Below are 24,466 nucleotides of genomic sequence, written 5' to 3'. Positions count from 1 at the left end.
GTCCGCGGCGGGCCCGCGTGCCGCGCCCGGGCCCGGGCCGGCGGCGGGTGCGGACGCCGCCCACGGACACGCGCACGGACACGCCGCGGCGGCCGCCGGCCCCGCGGCGCCGGGGTGCCGGTGCGAGCACGCGCCCGACGCGGATGCGGCGGCCGGGCTCGCTCGGGCGGCGGGCGGCGGCGGACCGGTGGGCGGGCGCGGGGACCGGGTGCGGGCCGGCGCGTCCGCGGACGGGCACGGCAATGGTGGACGGAGCGGGAGTGGGCCCGCCGGCGGGGATGGAGGCGGAGCCGTGGTCGCGGCGGCAGGAGGGCTCGGGGGCGTGCCCGCGCAGACGGGGCACGAGCCGGTCGGGACCGCGCGGCGCGAGGGCGACCGGCTGCGGTTCGTGGGGGCCGCGACGCGGCGCATCGCCCGCGGGATAGACCTCGACGAGATCGTGCTGGGACTGTGCCGGGCGACCGTGCCCACCTTCTCCGACGCGATCCTCGTCTACCTGCGCGACCCGCTCCCGGTCGGCGACGAGCGGCCCGTGGACCCCTTCGTCCTGCGGCTGCGCCGCACGGACCGGCTGCGGTTAACGGAGGACGACTCCGAGCTGGGGCTGTCGGCGGCCGCTCCGGACACCGACCTCGACCTCGGCCCGGCCGCCGAGCTGTGCGAGGTGCAGCCCGGTGGCGCCCTCGCCGAGGTGCTGCGCGGCGTGCGGCCGGTCTTCGGGGACTCCGCCGCGGCGCGTGCCGCGCTGCCCGAACTCCTCGGCGACGGGCGGTCCGTACCGTCCGGGCACCGGGCGATCCTCGCGCCGCTGCGGGGCCGGCGCCGGGTCATCGGCGCGGCCGTGTTCCTGCGCCGCCCGGACCGGCCCGCCTTCGAGGCGAACGACCTGCTCGTGGCGGCGCAGCTCGCGACGCACACCGCGCTCGGCATCGACAAGGCGGTGCTGTACGGGCGTGAGGCGTACATCGCCGACGAGCTGCAGCGGACGATGCTGCCGGAGAACCTGCCGCGGCCGACGGGCGTCAAGCTCGCCTCCCGCTACCTGCCGGCCGCGGAGACGGCCCGTGTGGGCGGCGACTGGTACGACGCGATCCCGCTGCCCGGCAGCCGCGTCGCCCTGGTCGTCGGCGACGTCATGGGCCACTCCATGACGTCCGCCGCGATCATGGGCCAGCTGCGCACCACCGCGCAGACCCTCGCCGGGCTGGACCTGCCGCCGCAGGAGGTGCTGCACCACCTCGACGAGCAGGCCCAGCGGCTCGGCGAGAACCGCATGGCGACCTGCCTGTACGCGGTGTACGACCCGGTAGCGCACCGGATCACCATCGCCAACGCGGGCCATCCCCCGCCGATACTGCTCCACCTGGGCGGCCGCGCCGAGGTGCTGCGCGTCCCGCCCGGGGCGCCCATCGGCGTCGGCGGCGTGGACTTCGAGGCGGTGGAGCTCGACGCGCCCGCCGGGGCGACGCTGCTCCTCTACACCGACGGGCTGGTCGAGTCGCGGCTGCGGGACGTGTGGACGGGGATAGAGCAGCTGCGGGAACGGCTGGCCGCCACCGCGCAGCTGACCGGTCCCGACCACTCCCCGCCGCTGGAGGCGCTCTGCGACGACGTGCTCGACATGCTCGGCCCGGGCGACCGGGACGACGACATCGCGCTGCTGGCCGCCCGGTTCGACGGGATCGCGCCGAGCGATGTCGCCTACTGGTTCCTGGAGCCGGAGGAGCAGGCGCCCGGCCGGGCACGGCGGCTGGCCCGGCGGGCGCTGGCCCGCTGGGACCTGGAGGAGCTGTCGGACAGCGTCGAGCTGCTGGTCAGCGAGGTGGTCACGAACGCCGTGCGGTACGCCGAGCGGCCGGTGACACTGCGGCTGCTGCGGACGGACGTGCTGCGCTGCGAGGTCGGTGACGATTCGCCCCAGCTGCCGCGCCAGCGGCGGGCCCGGGACACCGATGAGGGCGGGCGCGGGCTGTTCCTGGTGAACCGGCTGGCCCGGCGGTGGGGCGCGACCCGGCTGTCGACGGGCAAGGTGGTGTGGTTCGAGCTGCCGGCGCGCGTGTGACGCGTTCGCGGTACGCGACGACGAGAAGGCCGGGCCCCGCGATCGGGGCCCGGCCTTCCTCGTACCGCGTCACGTCACGGCTGCGGCGGCTTCAGGTCGCCGGTGCCCGGCTCGTCCGGTTCGCCGCCCGGGTCACCGGTGTCGCCGCCCGAACCGCCGTCGGTCGGCTCACCGGTCGGCAGGGTGGGCGTCACCGGGGGACGGGGCGGGGTCGGCTTCACCGTGGGGGTGGTCGGGCCGGTCGGGGTGGGGTCCTGCGGGGTCGGCTTCCCGGTCGGCTCGTCCTCGGTGGGCTCGCCGGTCGGGGTCGGCGTCGGTGTCGGCGTCTGCGCCGGCAGCGGGTCGGACGGTACGGAGTCGGCGACGTCCAGGTCGAAGCGGGCGTCGGAGCCGCCGTCGAGGGCGCCGGTCGTGTACTCGCGCCAGATCCGGGCGGGCACGCCGCCGCCGTTGGCGCGGCCGGGGTTGATCGTGTCGGTGAGGGTGGTCTGGCCGGTGCCGTCGGGCTTCTCCCCGAAGAGGCCGACGGCGGTGACCAGTTCGGGGGTGTAGCCGACGAACCAGGCCGAGCGGTTGTTCTCCGACGTACCGGTCTTGCCGGCGGCCGCGTAGTTGCCGGCCGCGTTCACGCCGGAACCGCTGGAGACGACGCCGGTCATGGCCTTGGTGACGGTGTCCGCCGCCTCGCGGCTGATCACCTGGTCGCCGACGGGCTCCACCGGCTCGGCCGTGCGGTCCTTGTGCTCGGCGGACTTCACGATGGTCGGGGTGACCTTCTTGCCGTGGGAGGCGAGGGACGCGTACACGCCCGCCATGTCCCAGGGGGAGGCGCCCATGGTGCCCAGCGACATCGCGGGCTGCTCCACGAACCCCTCGCCGTCCTTCATGCCGAGGTCGAGCGCGGTCTTCTTCACCTCCTCGGGGCCGACGTCCACGATCATCTGCGCGTACACGGAGTTGATCGAGCTGTTGGTGGCCTTCTGGACGGTGACGGGGCCGTAGCTGCGGTCGTCCTCGTTCTCGGGCGCGAAGGGGGTGTCGCTGCCCTCGACCGGGCGCTTGCTGGTGCCGTCGTAGACGGTGCCGAGGCCGATTCTGCGCCCGTCCTGGGTCCTGGCGCCGTTCTCCAGGGCGGAGGCGAGCACGATCGGCTTGAAGGTGGAGGCGGGCTGGTAGTCGCGGCGCGTGGCGTTGGACAGCCAGTGCTCGGTGGCGCCGATGCCGCCGTACAGCGCGACGACGTGACCCGTCCTCGGGTCGACGGAGGTGGCGCCGGCCTGGACGGTGGCGTCCGCCTTGTCGCCCTTGCGGTCGAGCTTCTCCTCCAGCTGGTGGTCGACGGCGGCGACGAGCTCCTTCTGCCGCTTGGAGTCGATGGTGAGCGTGATGGTCCAGCCGCCGGCCTTGAGCCGCTCCTCGGGGACGCCCCGGCGCATGAGCTCCTGGTTGGCGGCCTCGATGAGGTAGCCGTTGGTGCCCTCCATGCCGGGGGCGGGCTTGGGGGCGCGGGGCACGGGGAACTTCTGCGCCGCGCGCTCGGACGCGTCGAGCCAGCCCTCCTCGACCATGTTGTCCAGGACGTAGTTCCAGCGGTCGGTGACGAGACCGCGGCCGGTGCGGGAGGCGAAGGTCCAGTCGTACTGGCTGGGCGCCTGGAGCACGGAGGCGAGGTACGCGCCCTGGGCGACGGTCAGCTTGCCGGCGTCGACGCCGTAGTACGCCTGGGCCGCGGCCTGGATGCCGTACGCGCCCCGGCCGTAGTAGCTGGTGTTCAGGTAACCGGCGAGGATCTCGCTCTTCTCCATGCGCTGGTCGACCTTGAGGGAGATCACCAGCTCCTTGAGCTTGCGGGTGACCGTCCGGTCCTGGTCCAGGTAGTAGTTCTTGACGTACTGCTGGGTGATGGTCGAGCCGCCTTGCTTGCCCTTGCCCGTCAGGGTGTTGAACGCGCCGCGGGCGGTGCCCTTGATGTCGACGCCGGAGTCCTGGAAGAAGGTCTTGTTCTCCGCGGCGACGAAGGCGTACTGGACGTCCTTGGGGATCTTCTCGAGGCCGACGATCTCGCGGTTGATCTCGCCGGTGCGGCCGAGGAGTTTGCCGTCGCTGTACTTGTAGACGTTGCTCTGCATCGTCGCCCGGGCGTTGGCGTCGGGGACGGGCACGAGCAGGTAGACGACGTAGAACGCCCCCATGGCCAGCAGGCAGAGCAGGAAGAACGTGCCCAGCAGCTTCTTCCAGCTGAAGAAGCGGCGTATACCCGCGCCCCGGCTCTTCGCCTGGCCCGCTCTGCCTCGGCCCATCGCTTCGTCGCTCCGCATCGTCGTCGATCAGATCAGCTCAGCAAACTAACACCGGTGCTACCGACAAACGTCAACGGATCCCGCCTTTTCCGGACGTGACAATCAGCACCTCTCTCAAGGGAACCGACTCCTCAGAGGTGCCCAGGGTTGCGACGAGCGCTAAAGTGTTATCACTTTGATAGAGCATGGACAGGGGATTTCCATGTCCGTGATGTCCGTGATGTCCGGGGATGCCGTCCAGCGGCCCGCGCCGGCAGACCGTGGACGGCGCGGTCGGCATGGTCGGGGCGGCGCCGGAGCGGCCGGAGGAGCGGGACATCGTGGAGCTCGACCCGGAACGGAGGGCGGCGATGGTGTCGAACCTGATGGTGGTGTGCGGCGACCGCGCCGCGCAGCCGGTCCTGAACACGGGCACGCCCTCCCCGTGACCGGGCGCCCGCAGCGCAAGCAGATGCTGTTGCGCCTGGACCCGGCGGTGCACGAGGCGCTCGCGCGCTGGGCGGCGGACGAGTTGCGCAGCGCGAACGCCCAGGTCGAGTTCCTGCTGCGCAAGGCCCTCACCGACGCGGGACGCCTCCCCCGCTCGCCGGCGCCGATCCCGCGCCGGGGCCGCCCGCCGAGGACACCGCCCCCCGAGTAGCGGGCCGGCGGCACGGAAGCGGCGGCGGGAACCTGTTCCACCGGCACCGCGTCGTCGTGGGGTATGGATCCGGATCAGAAGGCGGGACACCGAAAGCCGGCCGCCCGGGCGTGGCGGTGGCCCGGGTGCCGGCCGCGGCGCGCCTGGGGGTGGCGGCGCGGGCGGGTGCTCGCGGGCCTCGCCCTGGTGACGGCCTGGGTGCTGGTGTTCCCGCGCACGGTGCCGGACGGGCCGGGGCGGCTCGGGAGCCTGCTGGAGACGTTCCTGCCCTGGCTGGGGCTGGCCGTCCCGCTGCTGCTGGTCCTCGCCCTCGCGCGCCGGTCGCTCACCGCCCTCGTGGCCCTGACGTTGCTGAGCGCCGCGTGGCTCGGCCGGTTCGGCGGCGCGCTGCCGCCGCCCGGGCCGGCCCCGTACGACCTCACCGTCGTGCAGCACAACGTCAGCGACGAGAACCCGGACCCGGCGGGCACGGCGCGCGCCCTGATGGCGGCCGGTCCGCAGCTGATCGCCCTGGAGGAGCTGACGCCGTCCGCGCTCCCCGCATACCGCGCGCAGTTCGCGGCCCGCTACCCCCACCACGCGGTCCACGGCACGGTCGGTCTCTGGTCCGTCCACCCGCTGCGGGACGTACGGCCGCTGGACATCCGGCCCGCCGCGTTCGGCCCCGGCTGGAACCGCGGGCTGCGCGCCACCGCCGTCACGCCGCACGGAGGGATCGCGGTCCTCGTGGCGCACCTGCCCTCCGTACGGCTCGGCCCCACGAGCGGTCTCGGCTCGGGGCCCCGGGACGAGAGCGCCGCGCTCCTCGGCGGGGCGATCGCCGCGGAGGAGCGGGAGGCGCTGATCCTGCTCGGCGACCTCAACGCCACCGTCGACGACCGCGGGCTCGCCCCGGTCGTCTCCCGGCTGCGGCCCCCGCCGCCCTCCTTCGCCCTCAGCTGGCCGGCCGCCTTCCCGCTCGCCCGGATCGACCAGGTGATGACCCGCTCCGCGGAGGTCACCCGTCTGTGGACCCTGCCGGCCACGGGCAGCGACCACCTGCCGGTCGGCGCGCGCATCCGCCTCTGACCAGCGTATACATAGGGTGTATACGGGAGCTGTACAGTGAGGGCATGTCCATCGGCCACACCCTCCTCGGGCTCCTGGAGTCCGGACCGCGCCACGGTTACGACCTCAAGCGGGCGTTCGACGAGACGTTCGGCCTCGACCGGCCCCTGCACTACGGGCAGGTCTACTCGACCATGTCGCGGCTGCTCAGGAACGGCCTCGTCGAGGTCGAGGGCATCGAGCCCGGCGACGGCCCCGAGCGGAAGCGGTACGCCATCACCGAGGCGGGCGTCACCGATGTGGAGCGGTGGCTCGCACGGGCCGAGAAGCCCGAGCCGTACCTCCAGTCGACGCTGTACACCAAGGTCGTCCTCGCCCTGCTCACCGGGCGCAGCGCCGCGGACCTGCTGGACACCCAGCGCGCCGAGCACCTGCGCCTGATGCGGGAGCTGACCCGCCGCAAGCAGCAGGGCGACCTCGCCGATCAGCTGATCTGCGACCACGCGCTGTTCCACCTGGAGGCCGACCTGCGGTGGCTGGAGCTGACCGCCGCCCGGCTCGGCCGGCTCGCCGACGTGGTGCGCGGGGGCGGCCGGTGACCGCGCTCCTGCGGGCGGACGGCATCACCGGGGCTGCGCGACCGCGCACGGCTGCTGCCGGGGCTGGTCGCCTTCGGTGCGCGGCGTTCGGCACTCGCCTGGTCGGTGCCGTGGCAGACGGCCGTGCCGGTGGTGCTGGGCATGGCCCCGGCGGTCGCGGCGGGCTGGGCGTGGCACGGTGCCGCTGCGGATGATCGGCATGCGCGTCTCCGACTGGGGGTGTTCCCGCCGGTGATCGGCGTCGGTACGGGGCTCGTCCTGGCGGTCACGTGTTGAGCCTGGTGGGGCTGTGGCGCCTGATGCGGCGGGACGGCCTGCGCACGGAGTGACCGGCCGGGTGCGACCGGACGGGCGTCACTCCTCCGGGGGAAGTATCCGCACCGGGAGGCCCGCCATCGCCTCGCGCATCGCGCCCGCCAGCACCTCGAACTCGGCCTGCCGCGCCGCCCCCGTGCGCATCGCCAGCGCGATCCGCCGCGACGGGGCCGGGGCCGCGAAGCGCCCGGTTTGCAGCCGCTCCGCGCGGCCGGTCTCCACCTCCACGGCCGTGCACGGCAGCAGGGTCGCTCCCAGCCCGCCCGCGACCAGCTGGACCAGCGTCGACAGGCCCGCGGCCGTGGTGGTGACCGCCGCGCCCTCCTCGCGCCCGGCCTCCCGGCAGATGTCCAGCGCCTGGTCGCGCAGGCAGTGCCCCTCGTCCAGGAGCAGCAGCCGCAGCTCGCGCAGCGCGTCGCGCGGGATGTCCTCGCGACCGCCCAGCGGATGGCCCTCGGGCGTGACCAGGACGAAGTCCTCGTCGAACAGGGGCAGCTCGGTGACGCCGGGCACCCCCAGCGGCACCGCGAGCAGCAGCAGGTCCAGCCGTCCGGCCGCCAGCCCCTCCAGCAGCGAGGAGGTCTGCTCCTCGTGGACCTGGAGGTCGAGCTGCGGGTAGCGCTCGTGCACCAGCCGCAGCACCGTCGGCAGCAGGTACGGCGCCACGGTCGGGATCACCCCGAGCCGGAGCACGCCGGTGAACGGCGCCTGGGCCGCCTCCGCCTCCTCCATGAGCTCGCCCACGGCGTCGAGCACCGCCTTGGCCCGCACCGCGAGCCGCTCCCCCGCGGGGGACAGCAGGACCTTGCGTGTCGTACGCTCCAGCAGCTGGACACCGAGTGCCTCTTCGAGAGCCGAAACCGCGCCCGAAAGCGCCGGCTGGCTCATCCCGATCGCCGCCGCCGCGTCCCGGAAGTGCAGATGCTCGGCGACGGCCGCGAACGCCCTGAGCTGCGCCAGGCTCGGCTGCTTGGTCTTGTGTACGGACACCACTGATAACCACCTTCGATCAACGCGACCCAGTCTAGCTATTTCACTGATCAATGCACTCCGTGCCACGATGAGCCACGTCCACCCCCACGGAAGACCCCAAAAAGGACTTCTTACTGCAAGGAGAGCGCGTGCTCACTGTCGGTGACCAGTTCCCCACGTACGACCTGACCGCTTGTGTGTCGCTGGAGAGCGGCAAGGAGTTCGAGCAGATCGACCACAAGTCCTACGAGGGCAAGTGGCGCGTGGTGTTCTTCTGGCCGAAGGACTTCACCTTCGTCTGCCCCACCGAGATCGCCGCCTTCGGCAAGCTGAACGACGAGTTCGCCGACCGCGACGCCCAGATCCTCGGCGTCTCCGGCGACTCGGAGTTCGTGCACCACGCCTGGCGCAAGGACCACGACGATCTGCGTGACCTGCCCTTCCCGATGCTCGCGGACTCCAAGCACGAGCTGATGCGCGAGTGCGGCGTCGAGGGCGAGGACGGCTTCGCCCAGCGCGCCGTCTTCATCGTCGACCCGAACAACGAGATCCAGTTCTGCATGGTGACCGCCGGCTCCGTCGGCCGTAACCCCAAGGAGGTCCTGCGGGTGCTGGACGCCCTGCAGACCGACGAGCTGTGCCCCTGCAACTGGACCAAGGGCGAGGACACCCTCGACCCGGTCAAGCTGCTCTCCGGCGAGTGACGAAAGCGACTGATCCGACATGGCTCTCGACGAACTGAAGTCCGCCCTGCCGGACTACGCCAAGGACCTGAAGCTGAACCTCGGCTCGGTCATCGGCAACAGCGAGCTCCCCCAGCAGCAGCTGTGGGGCACGGTCCTGGCCTGCGCGATCGCGTCGCGCTCGCCCCGGGTCCTGCGCGAGCTGGAGCCGGAGGCCAGGGCGAACCTCAAGCCCGAGGCGTACCAGGCCGCCAAGTCCGCCGCCGCGATCATGGCGATGAACAACGTCTTCTACCGGACGCGCCACCTGCTCTCCGACCCGGAGTACGGGACGATGCGTGCCGGTCTGCGGATGAACGTCATCGGCAACCCCGGCGTGGAGAAGGTCGACTTCGAGCTGTGGTCGCTCGCCGTCTCCGCGATCAACGGCTGCGGCATGTGCCTCGACTCGCACGAGCAGGTGCTCCGCAAGGCGGGCGTGGACCGCGAGACGATCCAGGAGGCCTTCAAGATCGCTTCGGTGATCCAGGCGGTCGGCGCGACGCTCGACGCCGAGGCCGTCCTCTCGGAGTAGGACCGCAGCGGTCCGCACGCTCCGTACACGCCGGAAGGGGCCCGCCGACGGATGACGTCGGCGGGCCCCTTTCGTGTGTCCGCGGCCGGGTCAGGACTGCTCGGGCACCACCCGCGGCGCCCCCGGCGGGGCGTGCCGCAGAGCCTGCTCGTAACTGAACGCCCGCAGGAAGCCGACGACCGTGTTGGTGACGGCGACAAGCGGGACGGCGACCACCGCGCCGCCGATGCCGGCGACCAGGCCGCCCGTCGCCACGGTCAGGACCACCGCGAGCGGGTGCACCCGCACCGCGCGGCCGAGGATGAAGGGCTGCAGGACGTGGCCCTCGATCTGCTGCACGGCGAGGACGACGAGCAGCACCATCAGCGCGGTGAACATGCCCTGCGTGACGAGGGCGACGACCACCGCCAGCGCGCCGGAGACGACCGCGCCGACCAGCGGGATGAAGGCGAAGAGGAAGATGAAGACGCCGAGCGGCACGGCCAGCGGCACGTCGAGGAAGTAGATGCCGAGGCCGATGAAGATCGCGTCGATCAGGGCCACCACCACCGTGCCGCGCACATAGGCGGTCAGGGTGCGCCAGGCGCGCGGTCCGGCGCCCGCGACTCCGGGCCGTGCCTGCGCCGGTACCAGCTTCAGCACCCAGCCCCAGACCTTCCTGCCGTCGTACAGCAGGAAGAGGGTGGAGAACATCGTCAGCAGGATGCCGGTGATCACCTCGACCAGGACGGTCACGCCCTGCAGGCCGGCGGTGGTGATCTCCTCCGTGTTCGTCCCGATGGTGTCGCTGAGGTTCTTGGCGATGTCGTTGATCTGCTGCTCGGTGACGTGGAAGGGGCTGTCCAGCAGCCACTGCTTGAGCTCGTCGATGCCGTCCCGGACGCGGTCCGAGATGTCGCCCAGGTTGTCCAGCACCTGCCAGACGACGAACCAGCCGACCAGGCCCATGATGAGGAAGCCCGTGATGGCGGTGAGGGCGGTGGCCGGCCCGCGCGGCAGGCCCCACCGCGTCAGCCGCGCGACGGTGGGCTGGAGCAGCGCGGTGATCAGCAGCGCGGCGACGAAGGCGAGCACCACCAGCTGAACGGTGCTGATGACCTTCATCAGCACCCAGAGGGTCCCGGCCAGGACGAGCAGCCGCCAGCCCGCCTCGGCGGCGACGCGGATGCCCCAGGGGATGGCGGCGACGGGGTCGGGGCGGGCGGCGACGGCGGGGGCGTACGTGGGCGGCGCGGGCACGCTCTCCGGCCCGTTCCCGGCGCCCTCGCCCGAGCCGGCACCCTCGCCCGAGCCGGCGGACCGGCCCGGCAGGTCCGGCCCGGGCACCGCCGGCCCGCCCGGTTCGCCGGACTCGCCCTCCGCGCGGCGGCGTTCCTCCAGGCGTTGCCCCAGTCGCGACAGACCGGCGCCCAGCCGGCCGAGCCACCCTGGCTTCTTCGTCATGTTCTTCTCTCTTCCCCCCACCGCTCCCCCCTAGGAGTCACGGGTTCCCGACGGTACACGCACGGAGCCCCTCACCGAAGGACGGTGAGGGGCTCCGCGGAGTCGGCGAGGCGGGAGGCCCAGGGAGCATCCGCACATCAGCGTCGTCCGCCCGCCGGGCGGACGGGACTTCGCGGACCGGCCTAGTACCAGTGGTTGGCCTGCCAGAAGTTCCACGCGCCGCACGGGCTGCCGTAGCGCTCGTTCATGTAGTTCAGGCCCCACTTGATCTGCGTGGCCGGGTTGGTCTGCCAGTCGGCGCCGGCGGACGACATCTTGGACCCGGGCAGCGCCTGGACGAGGCCGTACGCGCCGGACGAGGGGTTCGTCGCGCGGTAGTTCCAGCTGGACTCGTGGTCCACGATGTTGCTGAAGCACTGGAACTGGTCGCCCGGCACCATCTGACGGGCCATCGCCTGGACCTCGGAGATGGAGTACGAGGACTGCGGCGCGAAGCTGGTAGCCGAGCGGACCTCGGTGCGGCTTGCGCGCTCGCGCTCTTCGCGCTCCTCGCGTTCCTTGCGCTCCTGCTCGGCCTTCTCCTCGGCGGCTTCCTTCTTCGCCTGGGCGTCCTTGGCGGCCTGGAGGCGGGCGGCCTCCTCGGCGGACTTGACCGCGGCGGAGTCGGCCGCGGCGGCCTGTGCCTCGGCCTGCTGCGTCAGGGACGAGACCTGTACCTGGGCCTGCTGGCCGACGGGGATGTCCGCAAGGAGCGTCGTGTCGGCGGCAGCGGCCTCGAAGTTGTTGTCCGAGGGCTGGGCGTTGCCCGAGGCAACACCGACGACGGCGCCGACAGTGGTGACCGCGGTGGCCGACGCCACCGCGAATCCCCGGACCGAGATCCGGCTCACACGGTTTCCTTCCAGCATCGCCCGCTTAGGTGACCTCGCGGACGAAATCGTGCCCCTGGCGCTGGTCCCCCCACTGCTGGGTCACGGGGGACACGGGCCCGGTGGGCAACTCCCTTGCGGGAGTGCCGCGTGGTGCTCGGGCGGCATACGGCGAGCAAGTCTTGAGTTGTTACAGGTGTGCCGTATGCGGGGCCTGACGGAAGCAAGACTCTGCCCGACAGCGATACCGCAAGGCAATTCTTCGTTGCGTGTGAAAGCTCACATGCCGCTCTGCCGAGAAGATTTACGGAAAGTGGTCGCACAGCGCGGCGCCGCCCGGCTAAGCTCTCGCGCTTTGCCGGGCGGCGCAATCACCTTTCGGGCAGGAGGGGTTAAACCGCACCGTCCTCCAGCATTTCGGTCACGAGCGCCGCGATCTGCGAACGCTCGGAACGCGTCAGCGTCACGTGCGCGAAGAGCGGATGGCCCTTCAGTTTCTCGACGACCGCGACGACTCCGTCGTACCGGCCGACCCGCAGGTTGTCGCGCTGGGCGACGTCATGGGTGAGTACAACCCGGGAATTCGCCCCGATACGGGACAAGACGGTCAGCAGCACGTTGCGTTCGAGCGACTGGGCCTCGTCCACGATGACGAACGCGTCGTGGAGGGAGCGGCCGCGGATATGGGTGAGCGGGAGCACCTCCAGCATGCCGCGGCCGAGGACCTCTTCGATGACCTCCTTGCCGGCCACCGCTCCGAGCGTGTCGAACACCGCCTGCGCCCAGGGGCCCATCTTCTCGGCCTCGGTGCCCGGCAGGTAGCCGAGCTCCTGGCCCCCGACGGCGTACAGCGGCCGGAAGACCATCACCTTCTGGTGCTGGCGCCGCTCCAGGACGGCTTCCAGCCCCGCGCACAGCGCGAGCGCCGACTTGCCCGTACCGGCGCGGCCGCCCATGGAGACGATGCCGACGTCCGGGTCGAGGAGCAGGTCCAGCGCGATGCGCTGCTCGGCGCTGCGCCCGCGGATGCCGAACGCCTCCCGGTCGCCCCGCACCAGGCGCACGCCGCCGTCAACCGAGACCCGGCCCAGCGCCTTGCCCCGCTCCGACTGGAGCACGAGGCCGGTGTGCACCGGCAGCCCGGCGGCCTCGGGGACGTACAGCGACTCCTCGCCGTACAGCAGGTCGATCTGCTCCGCCGTCAGGCGCAGTTCCGACATTCCGGTCCAGCCGGAGTCGGTGATGGCGAGCTCGGCCCGGTACTCCTCGGCGAGCAGGCCGACCGACGACGCCTTGATGCGCAGGGGCAGGTCCTTCGACACGACCGTGACGTCGTACCCCTCGGCCTGGAGGTTGCGCGCGACCGCCAGGATCCGCGAGTCGTTGTCCCCCAGGCGGTAGCCGGCCGGGAGGACCCCCGGATCCGAGTGGTTGAGCTCCACCCGCAGGGTCCCGCCGAGATCGCCGATCGGCAGCGGAGCGTCGAGGCGGCCGTACCGGACCCGCAGGTCGTCCAGGAGGCGCAGGGCCTGCCGGGCGAAATAACCCAGCTCCGGGTGGTGCCGCTTGGCCTCCAGTTCCGTGACCACCACGACGGGGAGCACGACCTCGTGCTCGTCGAAGCGGGCCATGGCCCCGGGGTCGGCCAGCAGGACGCTGGTGTCGAGAACGTAGGTGCGCCTGTCGTTGAGGCGGCGCTTTGAGCTGTTCACCACGGAAGGACCTACCCCCTCAGGTGAGGTCGGGTGCGACTGCGACGGCGTCGCGGGGGGATGGGGCCGGGCTCTGGCCACGATGCGCGGGCCGGGCTCCGGCCCTCCGCGCCGCCCGTACACGTCCTGCACGGTCGTCCTGGTGCAAAGGGCCTCCCGGGCGAGCGGGCTTGATTACCGCTCACTCTGGAAGGGATATGCCCGCGAACGCGCGGTGCCATGCCATGGCATATGACGACGCGCCGGTGAACAGGTGATGACAGCCGTGAGCGGGGGTCAGGTGCCGTAGCGCCGGTGGCGCGCGGCGTAGTCGCGCAGGGCGCGCAGGAAGTCGACCTTCCGGAAGGCCGGCCAGTGGACCTCGCAGAAGTAGTACTCCGAGTGGGCGCTCTGCCAGAGCATGAAGCCGGACAGGCGCTGCTCGCCGCTGGTGCGGATGACCAGGTCGGGGTCGGGCTGGCCACGGGTGTAGAGGTGCTCCGCGATGAGGTCGATGTCGACGACCTCGGCGAGCTCCTCGAAGCTCGTCCCCTTCTTCGCGTGCTCCAGCAGCAGCGAGCGGACCGCGTCGGCGATCTCCTGCCGGCCGCCGTACCCCACGGCGACGTTCACGAGTATGCCGGTGCGCCCGCGGGTGACCTCCTCGGCCTCCTTCAGCACGGCCTGCGTCCGGGCGGGGAGCAGGTCCAAAGTGCCCACGTGGTGGACCCGCCAGCGCCCGTCGGCGGCGAGGGCGCGCACCGCGTCCTCGATGATGCCGAGCAGGGGCACGAGCTGTTCCTCGGGACGGTTGAGGTTGTCGGTGGACAGCATCCACAGGGTGACGACCTCGACGTCCGTCTCGGCGCACCAGCCCAGCAGCTCCTGGATCTTGCTCGCGCCGGCCTTGTGCCCCTGCTCCGGCGTGCCGCCGGACGCCTTCGCCCAGCGCCGGTTGCCGTCGAGGATGACGCCGATGTGCTTGGGCACCTGGGCGTGATCGAGGCGGCCTTCCACCCGGCGTGCGTAGAGCCTGTACACCAGGTCGCGCAAGTTCACCGATCTCACCTCTCGATTGCGTATGGGGCCCGCAGCGGCGTCGGCCCAGGGGGATCGATCCCGGCTCACCGCGGCTGTCCCCGAAGCGGCCACATTACTGCGCGGGGGTCACGGCGGCCCAACCCGGTCGGTCACAAGTCCGTGATAGGGAGAGAGCTGTGACTGATTCCCCCGCATACCGCCCCGCCGATGACCGTTACGACGCGATGGAATACCGCCGGACCGGCCGCAGCGGCCTGAAGCTGCCCGCGATCTCGCTGGGCCTGTGGCACAACTTCGGCGACGACCGCACGCTCTCCTCGCAGCGCGCGATCCTGCGGCGCGCCTTCGACCTCGGTGTGACCCACTTCGACCTGGCCAACAACTACGGGCCGCCGCCCGGCTCCGCCGAGCTGAACTTCGGCAAGATCTTCGCCCAGGACTTCGCCCGTTACCGGGATGAGCTGGTCATTTCGACCAAGGCGGGTTATCTGATGCACCCGGGTCCGTACGGCGAGTGGGGCTCGCGCAAGTACCTGCTCTCCTCGCTGGACGCCTCGCTGCGGCGGATGGGTCTCGACCACGTCGACATCTTCTACTCGCACCGCTTCGACAAGGACACCCCGCTCGAGGAGACGATGGGCGCCCTCGCCTCCGCCGTGCAGCAGGGCAAGGCGCTGTACGCCGGGGTCTCCTCGTACAGCAGCGCGCAGACCGCGGAGGCGGCGCGGCTGCTGCGGGAGATGGGCGTCCCGGCACTGATCCACCAGCCGTCCTACTCGATGATCAACCGCTGGACGGAGGAGGACGCCCTCCTCGACACCCTGGAGGAGGCCGGCATGGGCTGCATCGCCTTCGCGCCGCTCGCCCAGGGGCTGCTGACCGACAAGTACCTCACCGGCATCCCCGAGGGTTCCCGGGCCACCCAGGGCAAGTCCCTCGACCCGAACCTCCTGTCGGAGGAGGTCGTGCGCCGGCTGCGGGGCCTGGACGAGATCGCCCGCCGCCGCGGCCAGTCGCTGGCCCAGCTGGCGCTGACCTGGGTGCTGCGGGACGAGCGGATGACCTCGGCGCTGATCGGCGCGTCCAGCGTGACGCAGCTGGAGCAGAACATCGCGGCGCTCGCCGGGGCCCCGCTCACCGAGGAGGAGCTGAAGGAGATCGACTCGTACGCGGTGGACACCGCCGGTACGAACATCTGGGCCGCGCGGAGCTGAGCGGTCCGGACGCCCGGGGGCGCCTCCGGGCCCGCCCGCCGGTGCCGCCGACAGAAACGGGCCGGTCCGTGGGGGGGATACGGACCGGCCCGAGGGGGGGTTTCCACCATAACCCTTCGTAAGGGATGCTGCGTGCCACGACAGGCCGTCATCACGCTGCGGATGCGCGGGACGGCGCCGCGGGCACGGCATTCGGCCCTGCGGGCCCCGGTTCTGTCCTCCCCAAGGGGGACCCCGGGCCCGCGGCACGGCGTTGACGGCCGCGCCGGGCCTCCGGCGCGTCCTCAGGGGCGGCCGCGCCGCAGGAGGGTGATGCCGTCACGGTGGGCGACGCGCTCGTAGCCGTGCTCCTTCTGCGCCGCCGACAGTTCGGCCAGCTGCTGCCCGATCGGGTAGGGCCAGTGGCCCGTTTGGTACGGCCATGCCTCGGGCGGCCGGCGGTCGAAGGCGATCCACTCGGCGGTGGGGGGCGGCAGGCGTTTCCTGTCGTACTCGTAGAGCCTGCCCGCGACCGGGAAGGCCGGGAAGACCACGACCGTGCAGCGCGACGTGAGCTGGGGGACGAGCCGGTTCGACGCGGCGACGGTCGCGCCGTCCGGGATCCTCGCCAGCAGCGCCCGGGCCGCTTCGATGTGCGGGGTCGTCCGCCAGGTGGCGCGCTGGGCGAGCAGCGCCAGCGGGAAGGACGGCAGCATGACCAGCGTCACGGCGAGGACGGTGGCGAGGGAGGCGCGTACGTGCCGGGCGGCGAGCGGGTCGCCGCCGCGCCGCCACGGGGTCAGCGCGTCGATCAGCCCGGCGAGGACGACGGGCATGAGCACGGCGCTGTAGTGGAAGGCCGTGCCCCAGTGGAAGGCGTTCTGCGACAGCATGCGCCAGGCGAGCGTCGGCACCGCGATCAGCGCGAGCGGGGAGCGCAGGGCGAGCAGCGCGGACGGGGCGAAGACCAGCACCAGGGTCATGGCCTTGATCTCGGGGCGCAGCGCGTCGAGCGGGGCGTGCGCGAGGGTCGAGAGCAGGGAACCGCGCCCCTCGTCGAGGTTGCCGCCGTGCGCGTAGGAGCCGCCGGGATGGAAGGCGGGCAGCAGCAGCGTCACCTCGACGACCGAACCGGTGATCCCGGCCAGGGCGGTGGTGACGCCCAGCCGCCGCGGACCGCCGCGCCAGGCGATGTACGCGCCGACCGCGGCGACGGTCAGGCCCAGGTCCTCCTTGACCAGCAGCATCGGCGCCGCCCAGGCGACGGCCGTCCGCCAGCGCCGGCGGGCCAGGGCCTCCAGGCAGAAGGAGAGCAGCGGCACGGCGAGCGCGACCTCGTGGAAGTCGAAGGCGGCGGCGGAGGCGATGCCCCAGCTCAGCCCGTACGCGGCGGCGACGGCATGGGCGGGCCGGCGGCCGAGCGCGCGATCGGCCCAGCGGGCGAGCGGCACGACGGCGACGGCGAGCAGCGCGGACTGGGCGACGAGCAGGCACAGCGGCGTGGGCCACAGCCGGTACAGCGGCGCGAGGGCCGCCAGCAGCGGGTGGAAGTGGTCGCCCAGCAGGTTGAACCCCTCGCCGCGCAACGGTACGACCGGGGCGCGGAGTTCGGCGTACGCCCGTACGGCCTGCTCGAAGATGCCGAGGTCGTAGCCGGTGGTCCGCAGGAGCTGGTGGCGGCGTACGGCGACGGTCGCATACAGCGCGCACAGCGCCGCGGCCCATCCCCAGGCGAGGAGCCGGGGAGTGGTGGGGCGCGCGGAGACCGGGACGACGACGGGCAGCGAGACCTTTTTGTATGGGAGTGTCCGCATACGCCGGATGCTAGGCGGCGACGGGCCCCGCCCCGGTGAGGCGGTGGCCCAGGTCGCCGCCGAGGCGACGCCGTTCCCCGGGAGCACCGGGCCGCGGCCGGCGGTCACCCCGCGGCCGGTACGGCGGTGAACGCCCCCAGCAGCAGCGCGGGCAGCGCCCCGCCGATCATGAACGGCCCGAACGGGATCGCGCTCCGGCGGTTCGCGCGCCGCAGCACGATCAGCACCGTCCCGTACACCGCGCCGAAGAGGAAGCCGGCGAACGCGCCCGCGAAGAGGATCCCCCACCCGTACCAGCCGAGGGCCGCCCCCAGCGACAGCGCGAGCTTGACGTCGCCGAAGCCCATGCCGTCGGGGTGGATCACGAACAGGACGAAGTAGCCCGCGCCGAGGGCGAGCCCCCCGAGCAGCGCGGCCGGCCACGACCCGGCGTGCCCCGGCAGCAGCGCGGCCACCCCGAGGAGCCCGGCCGCGGCGCCGGCCAGCGGCAGCGTCACCCGGTCCGGGAGCCGGTGCACCCGCACGTCGACCGAGGCCAGCAGCACCGCGAACGGCGTCAGCAGCAGCCATACCGCCAGCTCCGGGCGCGGTCCCGTCGCGGCGGCGAGCGCCGCGCACGCGAGCGCGGTGACCACGGGCAGGGCAGGAGCCGCGACACCGGCCGGGAGGTCGGTGCGGCGCCCGGGCCGCGCACCGCCACCGCCGCCCACCGGCACGGCCACCGCGCAGGGCGCGCACCGCGCGGGCCCGAGCCACCCGCGGGCGGGACCGGTGAACGGGTGCCCGGCGGGGCAGGCGTCGCGCCACGTCTCCTCCGGCTCGACCGACAGCCGGTACGCGGCGCGCGGCAGGAGCAGCCCGGCGCAAACGCCCCACAGGGCGGCGAGGGCGATCAGCGTGGCGTACACGCAGCGAACCCTAGGACGCGGCGGACGGCCGGTCATGGGCCCCTGGACCCACTCCCGCCCCGGCCGGGCCCACGCTACGGTCGTCGGCCATGGGGAAGTCCACGGCGAAATGGCGCAACGGAACGGCCCGGTTGACGCTGCCCGGCGGTGCCGGGATCCCGGTCGAGGTGGCCGCCTCGTACGGCACCCGGCGGCGGGGACTGCTCGGCCGGGACGGCGTCGACGGTGCGATGCTGCTGACGCCCTGCAACAGCGTGCACACCTTCCGGATGCGCTTCGCGATCGACGTGGCGTACCTGGACCGGGAGCTGACCGTCCTCGCCGTGACCACCATGCCGCCCGGCCGTCTCGGCCTGCCGCGCCCGCGCGCCCGGCACGTGCTGGAGGCGGAGGCGGGCGCCATGGAGCGGTGGGGTCTGCGCCCGGGCGTGCGGCTCGCCGTCAGCCGCGGGTGAGCTTCGCCGCCTGTGCCGTGACCAGCGCGGCGGGCGTCCGCGGGGTCGCCGGGCCCTCGAAGTTGGCGGTGTAGAACGTCGCCACCGTGGCGCCCGAACGCACCACGTGGAAGACGAGCGGCACGGGATCGCCCTGGAAGTCCGCGGTCAGCTGGAACGCCAGGCTGTCGTCGCCCGTTTTCACCGGCGGCAGCTCCCGCACGCCGCGGTACGCCGACGGCCCGGTCGGACCGGTGGTGGTGAAGCCGTCGCGGCACGCCGTCATCGCGGTGCGGAGGCGGTTGAGGACGGTCGCGGCGCCCTGTCCCCCGTGGCTGGTGAGGAACACCGAGACGGCTGGGCGGCTCTGCGGGTTGGCGCCGGTGATCTGGCGGTACGCGGCGGCCGGGGCGACCGGTTCGGGCCTGCCGCCCAGGAGCGCGGTGATCGGCCGGCACGCCGCCTCGTCGGGTGTCTCGCCCCGCGCGGGCGGCGGGTCCATGGGCCCGACGGCGTAGCCGGGGACGTCGGCGGTGGTGAGGATCGCCCGCTCGAGTCCGGCCTTGGTGCGGGGCCCGGGGTCGCCGGGGCCCTGCCCCGCGGGCGGCGCGGAGGGCCGGGGTGACGGGGTGCCGGTGGCCGGGGCGGTCGGCTCGGCGCCGGGCCCCTTGCCGCCCGCGGCGCCTTCGCCGGCGCTCGCGCTCCTGCCGGCGTCCGGTTTCCGGGCGTTGTCCGGCTGCTCCGGGTTCTCGGGCCCGCACGCCGCCAACACCGCCATGAGGGCGGCGGCGACCGCGGTCGTCCTCCGCCTGGTGCGCCTGGTCATGAGCGGACGCTAACAACGCACCGCCGGCCCGGGCATGGGCCCAGGGGCCCAAACCCTACGGAGGCCCGGGCCCGAGCAGCGTGAACGCCCCGTACGCCCCGGACGCCAGCGCCAGTACCGTCAGCACCAGGGCCAGGGTGCGGTCGCGGAGCCGGGCGAGGGCGACCGCGGCCGGCAGCAGCAGCGGGAACGCGGGCATGATCAGGCGCGGCCGGGACCCGAAGTACGCGGCGCCGACGAGCGAGACGACGACGACCGCGATGCCGTACACGAGCACCGGCAGTGGCTGGCGCTGCCGGACGCACAGCCACACCAGCCAGCCCAGCAGCCCCAGCGCGGCGCACAGCCCCACCCCGGCGAGCGGGTTCGGCCCGATGAGGTTCTCTTTGACGAAGCGGGCGAGGGCGACTCCCCCGTCGATGCTGTTGCCCCACGCGGCCTGCACGTCGAAGTACGCGGTGGGGCTGCCCTCCCGTACGGCGGCGAAGACGACGTACGCCAGCCAGCCCAGCGGCGCGAGCAGCACGCCCGCCGCCATCCGCACGGTCAGGCGGCGGTCCCGCAGGACCGCCGCGACCGCCGTGACGCCGAGGGCCGCGATCAGCGCGGCGGCCGTCGGCCGGGTCAGCCCGGCCGCCACCGCGAGGGCACCCGCCCCGATCCAGTGTCCGCGCAGCACGGCGTACAGCGACCAGGCGGCGAAGGCGGTGAACAGCGTCTCGGTGTACGCCATCGACTGCACGAACGCCGTCGGGTACACGCCCCACAGCACGGCCAGCACCACCCCGGCGCGCCGCCCCGCCACCCGCGCCCCGACCGCCCAGATGCCCCAGGCGGCGGCGAGCGAGGCGGCCCACGCCACGAGCAGCCCCGCGTCGGCCGCCCCGATCGGCAGCACGGCGGCGAGGCCCCGCTCCAGGACGGGCAGCAGCGGGAAGAACGCCAGGTCGGAGTGGACGCTCCCGTCGGGGAGCCGGACCTCGTGCCCGTACCCGTGCTCGGCGATCCGTACGTACCAGACGGCGTCCCAGCGCCCCTTGAGCCGGTGCAGGGCGTCCTCACCGGCGACGGCGGCGGCGATCCCGAGGACCGCCAGGCCCACCGCACGTACCGCCGCGTACCCCCACAAGGCGGGCGCGGCCCCGCCGGTCAGTCTGCGCTCGGACATGCGGACGATTATGTCCAGGGCAGGCGCACCGGCCTGCGGTGCCACCACCAGGCGCGGTCGAGGACGGCCGTGCCGGAGTGCGTGAGCCGCCCGAGCAGCTCGCCGCCGTCGTCGCGGGTGTGGGCGCGGAAGAGGCCGTCGAGCTCCTCGGCGGCGCGGGCGAGCGGTTCGCCGAGCCGCGGCGGGAGGGTGGCCAGTTGCCCGGCGAGGTCGTCCCGGGTCAGCAGGTCCTCCAGGTACAGGTCCAGCGGGTAGCGGCCCGCCGGCTCCCAGCCGGCCGCCATCCGGCGCACCAGCCGCTCCCAGAGCAGCAGTGCGTCCCGCGCCCGGCCGGCCCCGCCCTCCTCGGGCGCGGTGCCGTCCGGGCCGAGGGCGGCGGTGACCGCCTCGGTGGCCGGGACGGGGATCCGCTGCGCCCGGTACACCTCGGGCAGCAGCTCCACCCGGGCGTCCGGCAGGTGGGGCACCGGTGCTTCGACGGCGTCGACGGTGTGGACCGGCTCCTCGTCGTCCGACGCGTACAGGCGGGCGCGGGTGGTCGTGCCCGCGGGGGTGGCGGCCCAGTACGCCGACGGATTCGGCACGTCCGTCGCCGGATACAGCACGGTGGTACCGGTCGCGGCGGCGACGCGGCGGGCCGCCGCCGGCTCGTCCGGCGCCCCGGGAACCGCGTCGTCGGACACGTACACGTCCCAGGAGAGCGCCACGTCCCCGAGCAGCTCCCGGTAGCCGCACAGCACGGGGGCGTCCCAGTTCCGGCCCGCCGGGTCGGCGTCCTCGTCCGCGACGTCCACGTCCGACGCCGGCACGCCGACCGCGCCCGCCAGCGCCGCCGCCATGCGGGCGGGCGCGGGCCGGTGGACGGTCAGGAAGGTGTAGATCACGGATAGGTCCCGTCGTAGATCTTCTTGGCCTTCTCCACGATCCCAGGGTTGTTCGCGAACCGCGGGTTGCGCGTCAGGGCGGGCACGTCGGTCCTGCCCCCGGCCTTGGCGATCTCCTTGAGGGCCGCGTACTCGTTGCGGTCGAGTTCGACGAGCCCATTGCCGGAGATCGGGAAGGTCCGGCCGTTCTCCTCGACACCGTACGTGCGCCCGTTGATCTCGTACGCGCTGCCGTTGTCGACGAGCTTGCCCCTGCCTTCGGCGATGCCCTTGATGTCGGCCTCGACCTCGGCCTCCCGGCCCTTGAGGATGACGGTGTTCTTCTCCTTCACCATGCCGTTCCTGGCCCCGGCCACGGTGTGGCGCCGGTGCGGCGGCTTCAGCTTCTTGCCGGCCGCCGGCCCCTTCACGCCGGGGTCGGTCTCCCACTCGCACTGGTTGTTGTGCACGAGGGCGTACGCCGCGCCGCCGAGGCCCGCGTAATAGGTGTGCAGGCCCGCGACCGTGAGGTCGTGCGTGGTCCGCCGTTCGGTGAACCGTGCGACCGAGGTGACCTCCAGCGCGGCGCCGCCGGGCAGCCGCAGGGTGTCACCGGCCGCGATGTCCCCCGCCTCCGCCCACCGGCCCGCGCCGGCGAGCCAGAACGGGTGCGTGTCGGTGGCGGTGAGGGTGCCGGCGGGCGTGGTCAGCCGTGTGAAGTGCTTGTCGTCGTACGTCGTGAAGGTGCGGGTGACGGTGCGCGGGAGGGTGAGACCGGTGTCCGGGTCGCTCGCGAGGACCTGGTCCCCGACGCGCACCGACTCGATCGGAGCACCGACACCACCGGCGAGCAGGACCCGCGTACCGGGCGGGAAGCTGTGGCTGACCGGGCAGGTGGTGGGTTTGTCGTCCGGCTTCTTCTGCTTGTCCGGGTCCCATTTCTTCCTGGCGTCATCGAGCCGGTCCTGCGCCTCGGAGACCTTCTTGCGGTTCTTCACCAGACCCGTCAGCCCGTCGTACAGATCCCCGCCATGCTTCTTGATCCTCCGGACCAGCTCAACGGCCTTCTTCCACTTCCACGGCGCCCCGTACTTCGCCGCGAGCTTCCCCACCGCCCCACCGATCAGACTCGTCAAAACGTTGATCAGCGTCTCGGAGCACGCCCCCATGTCCCCCTTGGTGACGCAATCGACCGCATCCGTGATCCCCAGCTCCTCGGCCAGGATCTTCCCCAGCTCCCTGGCCGCCGCGATCGCCTTGTCCCGGTCCGCCTTCTCCGCAGCCTGCGCATCCTGAAGGTCCTTCAACGCCTTCTCGTACGCCAACTGCTCCGGCGACTTCCCCTCACCGTCCGACGCCGGCTGCTGCCCGGCCCCGTCCTGACCGGTCGGCTCAGGCTCGTCCTGCGCCTGCGCAGGCTCCCGACCCCCGCCCCCGCAGTCGTCCCCACCGGTCACCCGGCACACCTGCGCACGCAACTCACCAGCGATCGTCGGCCCCACACCCGTCGCCAGCAAAGCCCCCACGATCGCCACCACGACCGCGACCAGACCCACGTACTCCAGCGTCGACTGACCCGACTGCGCCCTGCGCAACCCCAACAGCCGAGCCCCCGTACGCGGCCCCCGAGCCCGCACCCGACGCCGCACCTGACGACCTGTCCGACACACCATACGGCCGACGCTAGAAGCACCGGCCGCCGAAGTCGTGGGCCCGCGGGCCCAGTCCGGGTCTCAATTCCACCGCGCCGGACACCGGACCGGGCGCCGGGCTACGCGCCCGAGGCGGCCACCAGGTCGTCCTTCGTCGTGGTGTCGTCGATCGTGACGTCGAAGCTGTACCCCTCGTCGCAGAAGACGACGTCGATGTCCTTCGGGACGAGCGTGCGGTACCAGAGGGCGAGGTCGGCCACCAGGGCGATGTCCCCGTCCAGGTAGATGCACCGGCCGTCGACGTGGGTGTGCCCCTCGACCTCCTCGCCGCCCCGCTTCAGCTGCCACTCGATGTCGCGCACCTTCGAGCCCTCGGGGGGCTGGTTGCGGCGGATCGCGGCATCGGGCCACTCCGCCGCCAGCGACGCCACGAGCACGTCCTGGCCGACACTCCACTCGTCGCTGTCGAACACCACCAGATACGTCATGTCTGCCTCACGGTTTGACGTCGACCTGACCAGGGATCCCGTACTTGCGCAGCTTGTCCTGGAAGTACTGCACCGCACGGGGGTCATTGGTGACGATACGCAACTTGCTGACCGGTGTGTTCTTGTCCTTGACGACCGCCGCGTAGCGCCGGAACTCGTCGTCGATCTCGTCGTCGACCTTCTGGCGGATGAAGTCGGGCGCCTTGGAGTCCTTGATGAAGGGGCTGCGGTCGGGGTTGTCGACGAACTTGGCGTCGATCAGGTCCCCGGTGTTCGAGTCGAAGCCGTCGGCCCAGACCTTTTCGCCCCCGCCCTCGACCTGGTACTCGGTGTCACCGGCGTGCCGGCGCTGGTAGGCGCGCTGGTTGGGATTGCCGTAGTTGGCTCCGCGCGTCTTCAGCTTGAGCTTGTACTTCGTGACGCAGTCGTTGTTGTGGACGAGGGCCGAGCCGCCGGACCCGATGGCCACGTAATAGGTGTGGACGCCCGCGACGGTGAGGTCGTGGGTGGTCAGACGCTCGGTGAACCGCTCCACCGCGGTGACCTGCACGGCCGTCCCGGCGGAGGTGCGCAGCAGCGCTCCCGGGCGGATGTCGCCCGCGTCGACCCAGCGGTGCAGGTCCACGGCCCAGAAGGGGTGGGTGTCGGTCGCGACGACCGTGCCCGCGGTCGTGCGGAGCCGGGTGAAGTGCTCGTCGTCGTGGGTGGTGATGACGTCCGTGACCGCGTGGGGCCCGGTCGTGCCGCGGGCCGGATCGGTGGCGACGACCCGCTCCCCGACGCGTACGGTCTCGATGGCGACGCGTCGCCCGTCGGCGAGCAGCACGGGGGTGCCGGGCAGGAAACTGTGCTTGACCGGGCAGGTGGTGGGTTTGTCGTCCGGC

At 72.8% G+C, this 24,466-nt stretch carries 22 protein-coding genes and 2 pseudogenes; 9 read left to right on the top strand and 15 right to left on the bottom strand.

Translation table 11 applies throughout. The features are described from left to right. Positions 1-238, bottom strand: a pseudogene (locus IH00_RS43760) (hypothetical protein); the annotation flags it as partial. Between IH00_RS43760 and IH00_RS0102855 the strand changes: the two are divergent. Beyond that, a complete protein-coding gene (locus tag IH00_RS0102855) occupies positions 209-2,062 on the top strand; it encodes a SpoIIE family protein phosphatase (protein WP_420710851.1) in 1,854 nt (617 codons plus the stop codon). The pseudogene IH00_RS43760 and the gene IH00_RS0102855 sit on opposite strands and share 30 nt — an antisense overlap. A 74-nt stretch (positions 2,063-2,136) precedes the next feature. Here IH00_RS0102855 and IH00_RS0102850 read toward each other — a convergent pair whose 3' ends face one another. Next, a complete protein-coding gene (locus tag IH00_RS0102850) occupies positions 2,137-4,362 on the bottom strand; it encodes a transglycosylase domain-containing protein (protein ID WP_031069155.1) in 2,226 nt (741 codons plus the stop codon). A 248-nt stretch (positions 4,363-4,610) separates the two neighbouring features. On the opposite strand from IH00_RS0102850, the pseudogene IH00_RS0102845 reads away from it, so the two are divergent. The 4 genes and pseudogenes from IH00_RS0102845 to IH00_RS0102830 form a co-directional block, all read left to right on the top strand. Next, positions 4,611-4,790, top strand: a pseudogene (locus tag IH00_RS0102845) (SPFH domain-containing protein); the annotation flags it as partial. After that, positions 4,736-5,002, top strand: a complete 267-nt coding sequence (locus IH00_RS0102840; protein WP_078887520.1) for a type II toxin-antitoxin system antitoxin — start codon at positions 4,736-4,738, stop codon at positions 5,000-5,002. The pseudogene IH00_RS0102845 and the gene IH00_RS0102840, both read left to right, overlap by 55 nt. Positions 5,003-5,167: 165 nt before the next feature. Continuing rightward, positions 5,168-6,070 (top strand): endonuclease/exonuclease/phosphatase family protein, encoded by a 903-nt coding sequence (locus IH00_RS0102835; RefSeq protein WP_031069149.1) that lies wholly within the window; start codon positions 5,168-5,170, stop codon positions 6,068-6,070. Between the two features lie 44 nt (positions 6,071-6,114). Beyond that, complete coding sequence (locus IH00_RS0102830; RefSeq protein ID WP_031069146.1) at positions 6,115-6,648, top strand: PadR family transcriptional regulator; 534 nt, start codon at positions 6,115-6,117, stop codon at positions 6,646-6,648. A gap of 354 nt (positions 6,649-7,002) precedes the next feature. Here IH00_RS0102830 and IH00_RS0102825 read toward each other — a convergent pair whose 3' ends face one another. After that, on the bottom strand, positions 7,003-7,953 hold the full coding sequence (locus tag IH00_RS0102825; RefSeq protein WP_420710850.1) for a hydrogen peroxide-inducible genes activator: 951 nt from the start codon (positions 7,951-7,953) through the stop codon (positions 7,003-7,005). Positions 7,954-8,084: 131 nt separating this feature from the next. Between IH00_RS0102825 and IH00_RS0102820 the strand changes: the two genes are divergently transcribed. Further along, positions 8,085-8,639 (top strand): peroxiredoxin, encoded by a 555-nt coding sequence (locus tag IH00_RS0102820; RefSeq protein WP_031069142.1) that lies wholly within the window; start codon positions 8,085-8,087, stop codon positions 8,637-8,639. A gap of 19 nt (positions 8,640-8,658) precedes the next feature. Then, positions 8,659-9,192 (top strand): alkyl hydroperoxide reductase, encoded by a 534-nt coding sequence (locus tag IH00_RS0102815; RefSeq protein WP_031069140.1) that lies wholly within the window; start codon positions 8,659-8,661, stop codon positions 9,190-9,192. Between the two features lie 90 nt (positions 9,193-9,282). Here the strand turns inward: IH00_RS0102815 and IH00_RS0102810 are convergent, their stop codons facing one another. The 4 genes from IH00_RS0102810 to IH00_RS0102790 form a co-directional block, all read right to left on the bottom strand. After that, positions 9,283-10,635, bottom strand: a complete 1,353-nt coding sequence (locus IH00_RS0102810) for an AI-2E family transporter (RefSeq protein ID WP_039946087.1) — start codon at positions 10,633-10,635, stop codon at positions 9,283-9,285. 182 nt (positions 10,636-10,817) lie between these two features. Continuing rightward, positions 10,818-11,525 (bottom strand): aggregation-promoting factor C-terminal-like domain-containing protein, encoded by a 708-nt coding sequence (locus IH00_RS0102805; RefSeq protein ID WP_031069137.1) that lies wholly within the window; start codon positions 11,523-11,525, stop codon positions 10,818-10,820. A 371-nt stretch (positions 11,526-11,896) separates the two neighbouring features. Next, entirely contained in the window at positions 11,897-13,219 is a 1,323-nt protein-coding gene (locus tag IH00_RS0102795) for a PhoH family protein (protein ID WP_031069135.1), read from the bottom strand. A gap of 273 nt (positions 13,220-13,492) precedes the next feature. After that, positions 13,493-14,254, bottom strand: coding sequence for an isoprenyl transferase (locus IH00_RS0102790; protein ID WP_031069133.1), 762 nt, complete (start codon positions 14,252-14,254; stop codon positions 13,493-13,495). A 158-nt stretch (positions 14,255-14,412) separates the two neighbouring features. On the opposite strand from IH00_RS0102790, the gene mgrA reads away from it, so the two are divergent. Beyond that, the gene (gene mgrA, locus IH00_RS0102785; RefSeq protein ID WP_031069131.1) at positions 14,413-15,450 is read left to right on the top strand and encodes an L-glyceraldehyde 3-phosphate reductase; all 1,038 of its coding nucleotides are present in this window, start codon (positions 14,413-14,415) and stop codon (positions 15,448-15,450) included. 284 nt (positions 15,451-15,734) lie between these two features. Here mgrA and IH00_RS0102780 read toward each other — a convergent pair whose 3' ends face one another. Both IH00_RS0102780 and IH00_RS0102775 read right to left on the bottom strand, forming a co-directional pair. Next, a complete protein-coding gene (locus IH00_RS0102780) occupies positions 15,735-17,243 on the bottom strand; it encodes a DUF2079 domain-containing protein (RefSeq protein ID WP_031069130.1) in 1,509 nt (502 codons plus the stop codon). A 104-nt stretch (positions 17,244-17,347) separates the two neighbouring features. Further along, positions 17,348-18,151 (bottom strand): prepilin peptidase, encoded by an 804-nt coding sequence (locus tag IH00_RS0102775; protein ID WP_031069127.1) that lies wholly within the window; start codon positions 18,149-18,151, stop codon positions 17,348-17,350. A gap of 89 nt (positions 18,152-18,240) precedes the next feature. Between IH00_RS0102775 and IH00_RS0102770 the strand changes: the two genes are divergently transcribed. Beyond that, a complete protein-coding gene (locus tag IH00_RS0102770; RefSeq protein ID WP_031069125.1) occupies positions 18,241-18,606 on the top strand; it encodes a DUF192 domain-containing protein in 366 nt (121 codons plus the stop codon). Here IH00_RS0102770 and IH00_RS0102765 read toward each other — a convergent pair. The 6 genes from IH00_RS0102765 to IH00_RS0102740 form a co-directional block, all read right to left on the bottom strand. Then, complete coding sequence (locus IH00_RS0102765; protein WP_031069123.1) at positions 18,593-19,411, bottom strand: hypothetical protein; 819 nt, start codon at positions 19,409-19,411, stop codon at positions 18,593-18,595. The two genes, IH00_RS0102770 and IH00_RS0102765, sit on opposite strands and share 14 nt — an antisense overlap. Positions 19,412-19,466: 55 nt before the next feature. Next, positions 19,467-20,579, bottom strand: a complete 1,113-nt coding sequence (locus IH00_RS0102760; protein WP_052411136.1) for a hypothetical protein — start codon at positions 20,577-20,579, stop codon at positions 19,467-19,469. Positions 20,580-20,587: 8 nt separating this feature from the next. Then, positions 20,588-21,463, bottom strand: a complete 876-nt coding sequence (locus IH00_RS43225; protein WP_031069121.1) for a hypothetical protein — start codon at positions 21,461-21,463, stop codon at positions 20,588-20,590. Next, positions 21,460-23,037, bottom strand: a complete 1,578-nt coding sequence (locus IH00_RS0102750) for a Hint domain-containing protein (RefSeq protein ID WP_158827628.1) — start codon at positions 23,035-23,037, stop codon at positions 21,460-21,462. Before IH00_RS0102750 ends, IH00_RS43225 begins: the two co-directional genes overlap by 4 nt. A gap of 176 nt (positions 23,038-23,213) precedes the next feature. Continuing rightward, a complete protein-coding gene (locus IH00_RS38700) occupies positions 23,214-23,582 on the bottom strand; it encodes a hypothetical protein (protein ID WP_052411135.1) in 369 nt (122 codons plus the stop codon). Positions 23,583-23,589: 7 nt separating this feature from the next. Continuing rightward, positions 23,590-24,466, bottom strand: an 877-nt coding sequence (locus IH00_RS0102740; protein WP_031069115.1) for a restriction endonuclease fold toxin-2 domain-containing protein, incomplete at its 5' end; no start/stop codon positions are given.

It is taken from the genome of Streptomyces sp. NRRL S-118 (assembly GCF_000716335.1).
Taxonomy (GTDB): Bacteria; Actinomycetota; Actinomycetes; order Streptomycetales; family Streptomycetaceae; genus Streptomyces.
This window is presented reverse-complemented; position numbering and strand designations above follow the sequence as displayed.